Genomic DNA, 14,288 nt, shown 5'->3' on the forward strand with positions numbered 1-14,288 from the left:
AATTTTTGCAATATTATATTTAATATATTAGGAGAATTTTTTATGACAAAAGAAAAGTTTGGAGAAAACGGATTTGTATATACATTAGAAAACAAGAACGGCTTAAAATTAAAACTAGGAGATGTTGGAGCTTCTATAACAGGAATATTTTTTAAAAATAAAAAAGGAGAGAGTATTGAAGTAGCTTTTGGTTCTGATGATGTTAGCTTTTACAGTGCCAAGGCAAAAAATGGTCATATGGGTGCTACTGTTGGAAGAGTGGCTGGTAAAACTTTGAACTCTAGTTTTAAAATAGGAGATAAAGAATATAAATTAAATCCAAACAAAGCACCTCATCATACACATGGCGGAGTAGATGGTCTTTCTTATGTGTTTTTTACTTCAAAACAAATTGCTGATAACAAAATAGAGTTTCATTATTTATCAAAAGACGGCGAAGAAGGATACCCTGGTAATTTAGATTTAACTGTTACATATACACTTACAGAAAACAACGAAATTATAATTGATTATAAAGCAACAACTGATAAACCAACTCCAGTAAACATAATGAATCATTCTTATTTTAATTTGAATGGAAAGGGTAAAATTAATAGTCATAAAATATCAATAGATGCTAATTATTATTTACCTGAAAATGAAAATGGAGACAGCTCCGGAGAGATTTTTAAAGTTGATAACACTCCTTATGATTTTAGAAACATGAAAGAGATTGACACTATAATAAAATCTAAAGGCGGATGCGATAACTGTTTTCTATTTGATGATAATGATATAAAAAAATCTAGAGTAAAAGTTGTTTCAGAAGAGAGTTTAATATCTTTAGAAGTGTTTACAGACATGCCTTCAGTTTTACTATATACTGCTAATTCTCTAAATAATTTACAAGTGAGAGGACAAGTATTAAATAAACATGAGGCTTTTTGTTTGGAAACACAATATTTTACTTTGGCACTAAACTATAATCATTTTCCAAGTATAATACTTTATCCAGACAGGGAGTTTAAGCATAGAACCATTTATAAGTTTGCTACTTTGTAATGGGTTTGGTTAAAAATTAAATTAGTAAATATTTAAGTTTTATATAAGATAATACCGTATGTTTTTGGCTATACTTGATAGAAATGCAGTTCTTTTGCTTCTTTGGGTCACCAAAAGAAGTAGGGGGTTGGGGACTAGTCCCCAAAAAATAAAAACTAATTTTTTGTAAAAAATTATTGTTTTTTTCCGCCTTACACGGTGTGGACTTCGTCAAAGTTTTCGCCCTTCGGGCACGCTTCGCAAAAAGTGCAAGTATTTAAGTTATTTATCTACGTTTAGCGAAAGTGCAAATATTTCAGTTTTATTATATATAATAAACATATATGTAAAATAATATTATATATTTTTGGCTATAATTCATAAAAATGCAGTTCTTTTGGTTCTTTTATACCAATAAAAGAACTAGGGGTGCGTACCCTAATGGCACGCTTCGCAGGGGGGCTAGCCCCCGAGAATAAAAAAACATAAAATTATTTTTTATTCTCTGTTAAAAATAATAGTAAATATTCCTATTATGCTACCCGTTATTAATGATATTATTAACACAGGAAGTATTAAAAATTTTATATCTGGTAAATTAAAAAGATATTGAGAAAGTATTGCCTGTGATAAATTACTTACTAATGCTCCAGCAATACTTACACCCAAAAGCGAAAAAATGTTTCTAAAATTTCTCATTAACTTCATTACTATAACAGACATAATCCCCCCAGTTATTCCAAGATAAAATGGAGGAGTGAGAATATATGCAAATACTATAGCAACCGATATGTTTTTTATAGCTATCATAAGAAGAAGCTCTTTGAAATTAAATGAATCTAAAACCATTAATATAATAATAAAAGAAAATCCTATCCTAAAATATGGTATAGGCCTCGGAAACATATTCTCTATTGCCGCAATAAATGAAGATAAAAAAGCAAAAAATATTATATCATAAACTCTTCTTTTTCCGGTATGTGTTTTAATTTCTTCAAAAAGTGTCATATATTAAAAACCTTTATTTATAACATTTATTGTACAACAGAATCTATTGTTATATCGTTTTCAGTATTTTTTTCAAATCTTATTAAAACCCCATTTGGCATGCATATTATAGGGGCATTTTTTAATTCTCCTGCTTTTATGCAAAGCTTATCCCGGCATGGAGAATATTCAAATTTTACTTTTTTGTCTTTTATAATAATAGTAGTCTCACCAATAAGACCTTCTATTTTTATTTCTCTGTCTGTATTTAAATCATACCTTAAAGATTTTGACGGAGTATCTATTATAATTTTATTTCCTTTATTTTCCATTAAGTTCTTGGCATAATAAATAATAGATATTACTATAATTAAAATAATAATAATATCTCCGAACCTAATATTTTTTATTATTGATTTGTCCATATCTTTTCTACTTCTATATTGAAAAATGAAGGCTCTATATATGATAATTTGGCATAATCTGGAATATTTGCTTCTATTGATATATTAGAGTATATACCTTCATTTGTTATATTTATTAAATTTAATGAAAGGAGTATATCTTCTTTTTTTAAGTTTTCTATTAAGTTTTTATTCATTTCTAATACAATCTTTTTTACAATTAAAGGTTCATTATATTTTATATTAAATCTGCTATTTAAATTATTAATATTTAATTCTATATTTTCAAATGTTACTATTTCTATATCTTTATCAAAAATTATACTAGCATCTACTCTAGAAGTATCAGATTTAACATTTGGCGGTATGTTTAAACTAAGCTTAGTATTATAATCTAAATATTTATCATCAAGGTCTATAGTTCTTGTATATAATTTATCTATTTGAGATATTAAGGTTTTAGGTCCAGATATTATAGTATTTGAAGGATTAATAATAATATTTTCAATTTCAAGTCCTAATGATGCTTTTCCTACAGTTTGCACTTCTATAGGAACGGTTTTGTATGCTAATTGGTCTAACACTACAGGTATTTTATTTGGATTTATACTTATATTAAGTGATGAATAATCGGCATCATTTTCTAAATATATTTTATACATATTGCTTCCAATTTGTGCATTAGTTAAATCTATATATGCAGAAAAATCTCTTGGAAGTTCATATATATTATCTTTAAATCCTTTTACACTAACTGTTATATTTTCTTTAATGTTATTAGCAATTAAAAGTTTTGCTGGAAGGTTTTTTATATTTAATTTTGTAGTATATTCTTTATTGTATTCCTGCTGATATCTCACATATAAAAAGAGCATAAAAGACATAGTTAAACATAAAGCTTTAATCCAAAATCTATTTGTTATATAGGATAACAATTTTTTATGTTTAAATTTTTTTATTATAATATCTTTCATTTTAATCTACTTTTACCTCTAAAAGCTCTCCAAGTCTTTTATATAATTCATCTCTGCTTAAATTATATTCCAATATTCCGCCATGAACAATAGAAACGCATTGAGTCTCTTCTGATACCACCACTACAACAGCATCAGTCTGTTCAGATATACCAAGTGCCGCCCTATGCCTAGTGCCTAATCTTCTATTTTTTATTTGAGGCTCTGTTTCTGTGAGCGGTAAATATGCACTTGCAGCAGCTATTCTGTTTTCCATTATAATTGCAGCACCATCGTGTATTGGGTTATTTTTAAAAAATATAGATTCTAATAATTCTATAGATATGTCGGCATTTAGTCTAACAGCCTTGTCTACTAAAGAATGCAGAGATATATTTCTCTGAAAGACTATCAAAGCACCATAACCTTTATAAGACAAATTAAAAGTTGCACTCATAATTTTTTGTATCTGGTCTTCATTGTATCCGAATGATTTTTTAAATAACGCCCTTCCGCCTAATATTCTTAGACCATGTTTTATTTCCGCCTGAAAGAGTACTACTATTGCAATAAGACCTACTTGGAAAAACTTATCGAATAACCATGAGAGGGTAGTGAGGCCGAAGATTTTAGCTATTAATGTGATAAAGAAAAGTATTATAAAACCTAGGGCTATGCTGTATGCTCTAGTATTATACATAAGCATGTAAAAAATGTAAAATAATATTGCTACGAGTATTATATCAAGACTATAAAAGAGATAACGCCAATTTGAAGTTGATATAAAATTATTGATGTTATACAGCATTTACTTATTATATCATATATCTGTATATTTGCAAATAATAAGAAATATTATAATATTAAAAAACGAGGTGTTTTTAATGTGTTTTTTTAAAAAGGTATTTTTAATATTATTTTTTGTTTTTAGTTTAAGTTTTAATGTATTTGCCCAAAAAAATAGATTTGAAGTATTATTAAATGTGCCTTTTGGAATGAGCATTGGTTTTTCAGATTCCAAGCTTATTAATAACCCTACTGTTTTAGGAATGAAGAGTTTTGTAGATTTTGAGATTGGTGCTTCTTTACAATTTGGATATATGTATTTAATATCTGAGAGAATGGCTTTGAGTATATTGGCTGAGTTTGGATATAGTCATGACAGTTATTCTTATAGGTCTAAAGATTTGAAAACTACTTATTCTTATTACTTTGAAAATATTCTTGTTGGAGTTTTGCCGAAGTTTATAATTGATAACTTTTCTATTGGTTTTGGAATTGGTGTAAAGATGCCTACAATAGTAAATTATATAGAAAAAGTTAATAATAAAAATATTTACAATACAAGTTTATATTACAGTGAAGCTGCTCCTGTTACTTTTATTAAATTAACTTTTGATTATTCTTTTCCTATCAATAAATACTTAAATATTAATTTGGGAAGCTATGTTCTTTATGATGTGTTTGTGCGGGTTAATAATCCTAATTATCAGTATCATAATATTAGTGCTCTTAGCATTGGTATGGAATTAGCTTTAAGATTTGTTATATAATAAAAAATTAAGGAGATTATTTATGCATACTATTAATGTAAAAACTAACTCAAGATTTGACATTGTAGATATTACTGAAGAGGTTAGAAGATGCGTTTTGGAAGAGAAGGCAGAATCTGGAATAGCAGTTATATTTACGCCTCATACTACTGCGGGTGTTGGTATTAATGAAAATGCAGACAGCAATGTTTTATTTGATATGAAGAATGCTTTTAATAAAGTAGTAGCTCAACATGATAATTACAGACATGCTGAAGGCAACTCTCAGGCACATGTTTTGTCTTCTTTGGTTTCACCTAGTTTAACTGTTATAATAGAAAATGGAGATATAGTGTTGGGTGTTTGGCAGGATATATATTTTTTTGAGTTTGATGGGGCAAGAAATAGAAAGGTGTATGTGCAGGTAATGAAGAAATAATTAGCATTATTGCACATGGGAGGAGTAGCCCCTGTGCAATAATATTTAGGTTAATGTTTGTCTATTTTTGAAGTTTCTTTTTTATAAAGTTTATAATTGAACCAATTAAATCTATTAATATTCACATATAAATGCCTTTTATAATAAATATTATATACAAAAAAAGTTGTTTGTCAATATACATATGGTAGGTATTTTAAAAAATCATCGGGTGAAAATGAACACCGTTTTCTACTTTTATATTATCATAAACAGCAACAAATCCAAGTTTCTTATAAAACTCTATAGCATAATCGCTAGAGTTAACCGAGTATTTGTCGCTTGGCATCATATCTTTAACTTGTTCAAAAAGCTTTTTAGCTATGCCTAGTCTAAAATACTTATCATCAATAAATAAAAGTGATATATGATTATAATTTCTTATTTCTATAAAGCCTATAATAGTATTGTTTTTAATAGCTTTAAGAATTAGAGAGCCGTCAATATATGTTCTTATTAATATATTATCATGATTAATAAAAGTTAATATATTATTTATGCCTTCATCTGTATCTAATGATGAATTGTATTTAAGATATATTCTTTTAGCTAAACTGCTGATTTCTTCTAAATCTTCTAATTGAGCTTTTTTTATTTCAAAATCATTATTGCTGAAACACATTCATAATTCTTTGAAATGGCAAATGATTAGTATCTTTAATAAAATTGCCGTTTTTATAATATCTCAAATAAGGAATAAGGTCATTTTTCCATTCTTTTTCTTTGAAGCTCATAAACTCTTCATAAAGACCGCTTTCATTATATATACATATAAATACAGTTAAATCTACATCGCTGTTTTGTTCATTAGCATTTAATTCTCTTTTTAATCCTCTCCAATCTCCGCACCAATCTTGTGTAAATACGGCAAGCACATTTTCTGAAACATTTTTAACATTGCTGCTTACTTCTTTATTTTCTATAATATATTTCATTTCATTATCATCTATTGTTTTAAAAGTAATCATAATATCTCCGTTTATATTTAATTAATTTATATAAAATAATATAGCATAATAATATTTTTTATCAATATATTATACTTTCAAATTTTCTTTATCACTTCATCAGGCTTTATCACCTCTCTGCATTCAAAAGTGTTAAGCGAACATTTTCTGCCGCCGCAGATGCAGGCTTTATTATCTGGTTTTTTTTCTATTATATGACTATTGCTTCCTATTGGTGAGTTTATACCGGCGGGTGTTGCAAAATATAAGGCCAAAGTAGGTATCCCAACTATAGAGGCAACATGCATAGCTCCAGAATCATTGCCTATAAAACCATCGCATAAACTTAAAATAGCTGCTATATTGTCTAATGAAGTATATGGTATAATTGGCTTTTCATTTAAGATAGAGGATATTTTATCAGATATTTCTTTTTCGTTTGGAGTTGTTATAAATAAAGTTATGGCATTATATTTATTTGATAAGTAATTTATAACTTCAGCAAAATATTCCTCTTTCCAAATCTTACCAAAACTATTGGTAGCTCCTATGCCATAGGCAAATATTTTTTTATTTTCTGGGTTTATAGTTTTAATATATTCTTTAGCATTATTTAGAATATCTTCTTTTATATTAAGCTTTATATTAGGGCGGGGTTTGTTTATATTGATAGCCTTAAGTAAATTAACATAATAATCAGCAGTATGCCACCACCTTACAGGCTCTCTTTCAATTCTCTCTGTAAGCATAAAACTTCTATAATCTGCCTTATACCCTATGCGCCTTTTTATTCCATGACCAAATACTCTAAAAGCACTCTCAAAAGAATTAGGAAAAAGTAAAGCAGCATCAAAATGATATTTTCTCAAAGCAGGAAATCTCTTTACCTCTATTACATCATCAACTAATCCGCTTACAGTAAGTATTCCAAACATAGATTTCTTTGCTAATGCAGTTATTTTTATGTCTTTATATTCTTCTTTTATTAAATGTATAGCAGGCAAAGACATCACTATATCACCAAGCCAGTTTGGAGCATGTATTAATAAGTTTTTTATTTCTTTCATTAAGATATATCCAGCTGCGAAATAAACTCTTCATATTTAGCTATAATGCTAATACATACATTTCTATTCATAACAAGTTTATTGGTCTTTCTAGTATTAATAAAATAATCATAAAGCATAGCAAAATCATTCCCATAAAAAGTGCTAAGCCAAGTATCCCTCGCTTCATCTATAACAGATATGTTTTTACATTTTATTATATAGTAGCTTAATTTCTCTTCTTTATCTTGAATAGATATAACAATCTCTATCTCATTATCATTTATTAAAGTTATTTGGTCTTGAATATATGTTTTTTCTATTATATTGTCATCATTTTTTATAATAAACTCTTCTTCATCTATAGTATGATTAGAATAATAATAAACATCTTCAAATATTATTTTTACTATAAATGGTTTTATATCCAAATTAATAGCTTTTGTCTCTATTAAAGTTTTAGCTAATTTATCTACGCCAGTATCAAGAAGAGTTAATGTAAGTTTATTATTATTATCTATTTCTATATTCTTAATAATGCCTCCATGCATCTGATTAAGCCCCAAATAGTTTAAAGATTTTCCAAGCCTATTTGAGTTTGATAAAATAAAGTTTCTATATATTTTCTCATCTATATAAACATCATCAAAAACTTTATCATCTAATATAATAGCATTTTTATCAGCCCTTATCTCATACTGATTATAAAATATAGTTTCGTATATACTCGGAGAAAGCAAAGGTGCTAACTCATATAATTTTTTATTACTATAACAATATTCCATATATTAACTTATATAACGTTTCCTATATTTTTTATATCATATTCTATATTAAATAATTCATATTTTGTTTTTATGTTTTGTTTAATTAAATTACTATTAACACAGCTGCATATAACCTCTATATTTTTTTCTTTAGAGATTTTTTCAGCTATCTCTTCTCCTCTCATAATATCTTCTAAAGTAGTATCATTCATAAGATGAGTATTATTTACTATCCCAGTAACATTTAATGCAAGCGTAGCTTCTATTGATATAAGATGACCTAAAGCTAGTTCAAAAGTAGAGTTTTCTTTTCTGTTTGCATTCAAAACAAAAAATACATCAGTTTCATCAGCCTGAACAGATTCTCTAAAAGTTGCAAAAGATAAACTTCCAACTGAGTTTCCTCCCATATCTATTATTCCTACAATATCTTTGTTGTTAAATACAGAATAAACTTCGGCAGATACAGCAGGCAAATCTGAACCAGATTGAGGAAGATATGTTCCTATTATTTTTATATCTTTATCTTTTAGGTTTTGAGCATGCTCTCTTGAGCGAAAATATGGATTTACAACGTCCAAGTCTGCTATATATATAGGCTTTTCTGTTTGTTTTCTTAAATAGATAGCATAGTTAATAGAGAATGTTGTTTTCCCCGCTCCATAGTGCCCGCATATTATAGTTACTCTATTATTTTTTTTCATAACCACCTACATTAAAAAAATTTCTTACAGAATATTTCATATTATAATATAATATATTTTAGAATATTTTCAAATTTTAGTATACATAATTATTATAATAAAACTATTTTTATAACTAAAATAATTTTATAATAGATAATTTTACAGGTTTTATTATATAAATAATATAATATATATTTTTAAGTGTATGTAAAAAAAATAATTAAATTAAAAATATAGTCGATATTATATTATAGTTTAAAGTAGGTAAAGTATTATGAGATATATATTAGTAATTATGTTTTTGGTTTGTGCCAATTTGTTTAGCCAATACGCGACAAATGATGCCTATACACCTCCGCAAAACAATAATAACAACAATACAGCAGCAACAGAAGAAGAAAGCTATATAACTAACGATGCTGTAGTTGGAAGAAAGCCTGCAGTGATTAATATACCTATTACAGGATTTAAAAATATAAAATTAGGCTCTACTAGAGAAGATACAATTAAAGCAATACTAGAAGATAATACTATGATGCTTCCTAAAGAGTATATGCTTAATACTGATGGGGTTGATTTGGCTTCTGAGGAGAGTGCTACTTTTTTGTCTTTGGAAGAGAATAAGTTTTATAAGAGCGGATATTTTATTTTTAAAGATGATTCTTTATATTCTATTACTATATATTTTCAGCCCAATCAGGTTGATTTTTTAGAGTTGTTATCTTCTCTGTCTGCTAAATACGGCAAGGGAGCTTTTTTGGATGCAGAAACTGTTTCTTGGCAGAATGGGGATAATAGGATTATATTAGAGCGTCCTAGTATTATTAAATATATAAATATGAATAATATTACAACTACTTCTCAAACTAGAATAAGAGAAAAAGAATCTATACCTCCTCAAAACAATAGAAAAGAGATATTGGAAGGGCTTTAATTTTTATGAATAATATTTTAACTAATTTTTTTATTTGTTTTATTTAGTTTATTTGGATTATTTGTTTCTTGCGGTAGCGGGAGTGAGAAAGTAGAAATTGTTTTAAGCGATAATGAAAACAAAGAGGCTGTTGAGATAAAAAATTATGATGAGGAGGCATTAAAAACATCTGCCTTAAAATCTTTAGAAGAGTTTTTGTCTTTGCCTTATGATGAAGAGAGCGTAAAGATGGCTTATGATAATTTTTATTCATCTAGCTATAAAGAGGTTTTAGCTAAGACACGCAATGTAAAAAATGCAGATGAGTATGTTGCTTCTAATCCTTCATTAGATTTTGAGTTTGAAACAAAGATAGATAAAGTTTACAGCATAGAGTTAAAGGGTAAAAATGCTTATATAGATGTAGGCACTTCTGTTTATGATAGAGTAAATAAATCCACTGCCAATATGAGACAGACATTCGTTATGGAGCAAGAAAATAATAAATGGGTTATTAATTGATTTTTTTTATAAACTCTTTATTAATTAAATCATCAATATATTAAAAATCTATATAAAAAGTATTAATTTAAAAAAATATTAATGAAAATCATAATATTCCGAAAATATTAACATAATATTATATTTAGGAGTTTAACCTTGAAAGAGCCAATAATAGCTGGTGTAGATATCGGCACTTCATCAATAAAAACTGTAATAGCAAGGGTTAATGAGGATAAACTTGATATTATAGGTATAGGGGAGAGTGAGAGTGACGGCATTAGAAAGGGTATTATAGTAAATATAGATGCTGCTGCTGATGCTATAGAGAAATCTATCAACAAAGCAGAAGATATGGCAGGTCTTCAGGCTCCTGATGTTATAGCTACTATAGGCGGCGACCATATAAAGGGTATGAATAGTAAAGGGGTTATAGGTGTAAATACAAAAGATAAAGAGATAACTCCATTAGAAATAGAGAGAGTATTAGAAAGTGCTAAAAATGTTCGTTTGCCTTCAGATATAGAGATTATAGAGACTATAGAGCAGGAATATTCTTTAGACGGTCAAGATGAAATAAAAAACCCTATAGGAATGTCTGGAACAAGATTAGAAACAAAGGTTCATCTTATCACTGGGCTTAAATATGTAAGTGAAAACTTAAGAAGAACTTTAAATAAAATGAAATTCAGCGGTAAAGATTTTATAGTTAGCGTACGCGGAAGTGCTGAGGCTTGTCTTACAGAAGATGAAAAAGAGCTTGGAGTAGTTGTGTTTGATATAGGGCATTCTACTACATCATTAATGGTGTTTTTGGAAGGCTCTGTTTGGCATACTGCTGTTATACCTATAGGAAGTCAGCATATTACTAATGACATAGCCGAAGGTTTAAGAGTAACTATTCCTACAGCAGAAAAATTAAAATGTGAATATGGTTTTGCTTTTGTTGATATGGTAGGAGATAGAGAGATAGTTGAAGTACCTACTACAAATGGTAAAACTAAGGCTATACCTAAGAAGTTTTTAACAGAAATTATACAGGCTAGGGTAGAAGAGATACTTAGTTTATGCGGCAAAGAGTTATCGAAGATGAAATATATAGATTCATTATCTGCGGGCATGGTATTTACAGGAGGAGGAGCATTGCTTCCTGGTTTGGTGGAATTAGCTAAAGCATATCAAAGCACAGTAAAAGGAGCTATGCCTATAACAGCGAGAATTGGTGTTCCTAATAATATTTACGGCATTACAGATATTGCTAATAACCCTGCTTATTCAGCAGTTATTGGTATACTTATGATGAGTTTAGATGAGGCTACTAAAGTTAATATACCTAATGCCAAAAAATCAGGAGATAAAAAGAAGTTTAAATTTAATATAAAAAATCCATTTATGGAGTTTTTTAAATAAAATTTTTTATATAAAATTTAATAAAAAATATGATTATTGAATAAGTTCCATTTTGTATTTTAATTTAAAGATTATGTCAACTAAAATTACACATTATTTTTATAGATTTAGCTATTTTTATTAAATCTACTTGACAAATTGGGTAATTTAGTGTATAAAATAATATTATTATGCTTATTAATTAGTACAAGGAGTGCAATAAATTATGAAAAAGTTATTCGCAGTATTAGCTTCTATTTTTGTTGCTGCATCTGCTTACGGTGTAACAAATTCAACTTTAATTGATTTTGCTATAACAGGTAATGCTGATAACTTGCAGCCTGCAGGAGATGATACAAATGAAGCAGTTTCTGTTCAACAAAATCTTTACAATGATAACTGGGTAGTATGGTTAAATGAATCTGCTAGATTAACAGAAAATCGCAGAAATTCATATGTTACTAACGTAGATAGTAAAGGTAATAACGGTGCTTGGGAAGCAGGAAAAGTTCTTGGTATAAGAGTACATTTCCCTTTACAATCTTGGAATAGCTATGCTTTAGTAAAACCTGCTTTTCAGCTTGAAATGTATGGTGGAACTGATGGTACAAAATATACAGACGGTAAAGGTGTAATACACAACGTTGGTGAAATTAAATCTATTAGTTCTTGGGTATATGGACGTAATTATTTAGTTAGTTACTTTATCAACTTACAAAACGAATTAGGTGAATTAAAATCTTATCCTATGGGTAATGTTTATTTCAGCGGTTGGAGACAATTAAAATGGGAAAACAGAGAGTATTTAGCTAATGTTCGCGACAGAGTATTAGTAAGAAAACCTCTTTATCCTAAAATGATTCCTTCTGTAAAATTAGACTCTTTAGGTTTCTATAGAACTAAAGATACTCAAGGCGGCGATTTCATTACTTATGTTAAAGATATAACTATGGAATATGACGTAGTAGTTGTTGATTTCGAAGAAGATATCGACGATGAAGCTACTTGGCAGTTATTAAAAACTGAAAACGAAAGAAAACAAGCTATTGAAAATGCTAGAGTTCGTGAAGCTGCTGAATTACAACAATTAGAACAAAGAAGAATTAATGGCGGCGATGCTCAGCAAGATGCTGGTGCAGCTCAAAATACACAAACTCAAGAAACTGCTGCTCAATAATAATTAAGCGAGTTTTGAAAGTTTTTAAGGGGAAGCAAATTTTATGTTGTTTCCCCTTATTTATGTTCTTTGTATTCTTTGATATTTATATAATCTTGTTTAAGGATTTATTTATGAAATTAATGAATGAACCTATTTTAGATAGAAATAATTCTTTATATATTTGTATAGATTTGCAAGGTAAATTATTGGCGGCAATAGATAATTTAGATACACTTATAAAAAAGTCTAATGTATTGCTTAAAACTTCTGAGATATACAATATACCTCTTTTAGTTACTGAGCAGTATCCTAAAGGTTTAGGACCTACTGATGAGAGGGTAATACTTCCGAAACATCATAAATTATTTGCTAAGACTAATTTTAGTGTATTTGCTAGCGAAGATTTTGTTGAGGAGTTTAATAATTTAAATAAAAAGAATATTATAGTATTTGGAGCTGAGACACATGTATGCGTATATTATAGTGTTTATCATTTGCTTCAAAATGGATATAATGTTTATGTGGTTGCTGATGCTTGCGGTTCTAGAACTGATAATGATAAGCAAATTGGTTTAGAACAGATGAGGAAATTGGGGGCTAATATTATAAGTACAGAGATGGTTCTTTTTGGATTTATAGAGGGTTCAAAAGTGCCTAATTTTAAAGATTTAAGTAATTTATTAAAAAATCAGTAATATTTTATAATAAGGAGAATAATTATTATGAGAAGAAAACTTATAGCTGGTAACTGGAAAATGAATAATACTAACAAAGAGGCTTTGGAGTTAGTAAATCAGTTAAAAGATTTAGTAAAAGATGTTAAAGACAGAGATATTATGATAGCACCTACTTTTACTTGCTTGAGCGATGTTAATAATGCTATTAAAGGAAGCAATATAAAATTAGGAGCACAGAATTTATATTTTGAAGAGAAGGGTGCTTTTACTGGTCAGATTTCTGCTGATATGCTTTTGTCTGTAGGCTGTGAATATGTTATAGTTGGTCACTCTGAATGCCGTGATATATTTGGTGAAAAAGATGAGCTTATAAACAAAAAAGTAAAAAGAGCTTTAGATAAAAACTTGGTACCTGTTTTATGTGTAGGCGAACATTTAGAAGAGAGAGAAAAAGGCATTACTTCTGATATAGTAAGCAGTCAAGTAAAAGAGGCTTTCAAGGGTTTAAGTGAAGCTGAGGCTAAAAAGGTTGTAATAGCTTATGAACCTGTTTGGGCTATTGGTACTGGTAAAACTGCTACTCCTCAAGATGCTGATGATGTACATAAAACTATAAGAGACACATTAAAGTCTATTTATAATGAGAGTGTTTCTGAAGGCATGATTATACTTTACGGCGGAAGCGTTAATGAGAAAAATGCTGATGATTTGCTTAATATGCCTAATATAGATGGTGCTTTAGTTGGCGGTGCTTCATTAGTTGCTGACAAGTTCGCTAGAATAGTTAATTATATAGCTAAGTAAATTATTAAATAATTTTTATTTGCTT

At 28.3% G+C, this 14,288-nt stretch carries 18 protein-coding genes; 9 read left to right on the forward strand and 9 right to left on the reverse strand.

Features of this window, described 5'->3' with window-relative positions; genetic code table 11:
* Positions 1-42 precede the first annotated feature (42 nt).
* Entirely contained in the window at positions 43-1,041 is a 999-nt protein-coding gene (locus BPP43_RS11050; RefSeq protein ID WP_041752890.1) for an aldose epimerase family protein, read from the forward strand.
* Positions 1,042-1,518: 477 nt separating this feature from the next.
* Here the strand turns inward: BPP43_RS11050 and BPP43_RS11055 are convergent, their stop codons facing one another.
* From BPP43_RS11055 to cdaA, 4 genes are read right to left on the reverse strand one after another with little or no spacing between them, the layout of a single operon-like run.
* The gene (locus BPP43_RS11055) at positions 1,519-2,028 is read right to left on the reverse strand and encodes a Gx transporter family protein (protein WP_015274979.1); all 510 of its coding nucleotides are present in this window, start codon (positions 2,026-2,028) and stop codon (positions 1,519-1,521) included.
* Between the two features lie 26 nt (positions 2,029-2,054).
* On the reverse strand, positions 2,055-2,432 hold the full coding sequence (locus BPP43_RS11060) for a NusG domain II-containing protein (protein WP_013243626.1): 378 nt from the start codon (positions 2,430-2,432) through the stop codon (positions 2,055-2,057).
* Positions 2,417-3,385, reverse strand: coding sequence for a CdaR family protein (locus BPP43_RS11065; RefSeq protein WP_013243625.1), 969 nt, complete (start codon positions 3,383-3,385; stop codon positions 2,417-2,419). Before BPP43_RS11065 ends, BPP43_RS11060 begins: the two co-directional genes overlap by 16 nt.
* Position 3,386: 1 nt before the next feature.
* Positions 3,387-4,172: a diadenylate cyclase CdaA gene (gene cdaA / locus BPP43_RS11070; protein WP_041747586.1), complete on the reverse strand. Its 786-nt coding sequence runs from the start codon at positions 4,170-4,172 to the stop codon at positions 3,387-3,389.
* Positions 4,173-4,248: 76 nt separating this feature from the next.
* On the opposite strand from cdaA, the gene BPP43_RS11075 reads away from it, so the two are divergent.
* A complete protein-coding gene (locus BPP43_RS11075; RefSeq protein ID WP_014936494.1) occupies positions 4,249-4,917 on the forward strand; it encodes a hypothetical protein in 669 nt (222 codons plus the stop codon).
* 22 nt (positions 4,918-4,939) lie between these two features.
* Complete coding sequence (locus BPP43_RS11080; RefSeq protein ID WP_013243622.1) at positions 4,940-5,335, forward strand: secondary thiamine-phosphate synthase enzyme YjbQ; 396 nt, start codon at positions 4,940-4,942, stop codon at positions 5,333-5,335.
* Between the two features lie 196 nt (positions 5,336-5,531).
* On the opposite strand, the gene BPP43_RS11085 is transcribed toward BPP43_RS11080, so the two are convergent.
* The 5 genes from BPP43_RS11085 to BPP43_RS11105 all read right to left on the reverse strand — a co-directional run bounded on the left by BPP43_RS11085 (position 5,532) and on the right by BPP43_RS11105 (position 8,838).
* Positions 5,532-5,996, reverse strand: a complete 465-nt coding sequence (locus tag BPP43_RS11085; protein ID WP_013243621.1) for a GNAT family N-acetyltransferase — start codon at positions 5,994-5,996, stop codon at positions 5,532-5,534.
* The gene (locus tag BPP43_RS11090; RefSeq protein ID WP_015274981.1) at positions 5,980-6,342 is read right to left on the reverse strand and encodes a hypothetical protein; all 363 of its coding nucleotides are present in this window, start codon (positions 6,340-6,342) and stop codon (positions 5,980-5,982) included. The genes BPP43_RS11085 and BPP43_RS11090 overlap by 17 nt, the downstream gene beginning before the upstream one ends.
* A 77-nt stretch (positions 6,343-6,419) precedes the next feature.
* Positions 6,420-7,388 carry a glycosyltransferase family 9 protein gene (locus BPP43_RS11095; protein ID WP_015274982.1) on the reverse strand — a complete coding sequence of 323 codons (969 nt, stop codon included), beginning with the start codon at positions 7,386-7,388 and terminating at the stop codon, positions 6,420-6,422.
* The gene (locus BPP43_RS11100) at positions 7,388-8,152 is read right to left on the reverse strand and encodes a hypothetical protein (RefSeq protein ID WP_015274983.1); all 765 of its coding nucleotides are present in this window, start codon (positions 8,150-8,152) and stop codon (positions 7,388-7,390) included. The genes BPP43_RS11095 and BPP43_RS11100 overlap by 1 nt, the downstream gene beginning before the upstream one ends.
* 8 nt (positions 8,153-8,160) lie before the next feature.
* Entirely contained in the window at positions 8,161-8,838 is a 678-nt protein-coding gene (locus BPP43_RS11105; RefSeq protein ID WP_015274984.1) for an ATP/GTP-binding protein, read from the reverse strand.
* 256 nt (positions 8,839-9,094) lie between these two features.
* Between BPP43_RS11105 and BPP43_RS11110 the strand changes: the two genes are divergently transcribed.
* From BPP43_RS11110 to tpiA, 6 genes are all read left to right on the forward strand, one after another.
* On the forward strand, positions 9,095-9,754 hold the full coding sequence (locus BPP43_RS11110; protein WP_015274985.1) for a hypothetical protein: 660 nt from the start codon (positions 9,095-9,097) through the stop codon (positions 9,752-9,754).
* A gap of 195 nt (positions 9,755-9,949) precedes the next feature.
* A complete protein-coding gene (locus BPP43_RS12490) occupies positions 9,950-10,255 on the forward strand; it encodes a hypothetical protein (protein WP_252832331.1) in 306 nt (101 codons plus the stop codon).
* 138 nt (positions 10,256-10,393) lie between these two features.
* On the forward strand, positions 10,394-11,644 hold the full coding sequence (gene ftsA / locus BPP43_RS11120) for a cell division protein FtsA (protein WP_013243614.1): 1,251 nt from the start codon (positions 10,394-10,396) through the stop codon (positions 11,642-11,644).
* A 205-nt stretch (positions 11,645-11,849) separates the two neighbouring features.
* A complete protein-coding gene (locus tag BPP43_RS11125) occupies positions 11,850-12,800 on the forward strand; it encodes a flagellar filament outer layer protein FlaA (RefSeq protein WP_013243613.1) in 951 nt (316 codons plus the stop codon).
* Between the two features lie 113 nt (positions 12,801-12,913).
* Positions 12,914-13,477: a hydrolase gene (locus BPP43_RS11130; RefSeq protein ID WP_013243612.1), complete on the forward strand. Its 564-nt coding sequence runs from the start codon at positions 12,914-12,916 to the stop codon at positions 13,475-13,477.
* Between the two features lie 24 nt (positions 13,478-13,501).
* A complete protein-coding gene (gene tpiA, locus BPP43_RS11135) occupies positions 13,502-14,263 on the forward strand; it encodes a triose-phosphate isomerase (protein ID WP_081445690.1) in 762 nt (253 codons plus the stop codon).
* The last annotated feature ends 25 nt before the right edge of the window (positions 14,264-14,288 follow it).

It is taken from the genome of Brachyspira pilosicoli P43/6/78, from assembly GCF_000325665.1.
GTDB classification, from domain to species: Bacteria; Spirochaetota; Brachyspiria; order Brachyspirales; family Brachyspiraceae; genus Brachyspira; species Brachyspira pilosicoli.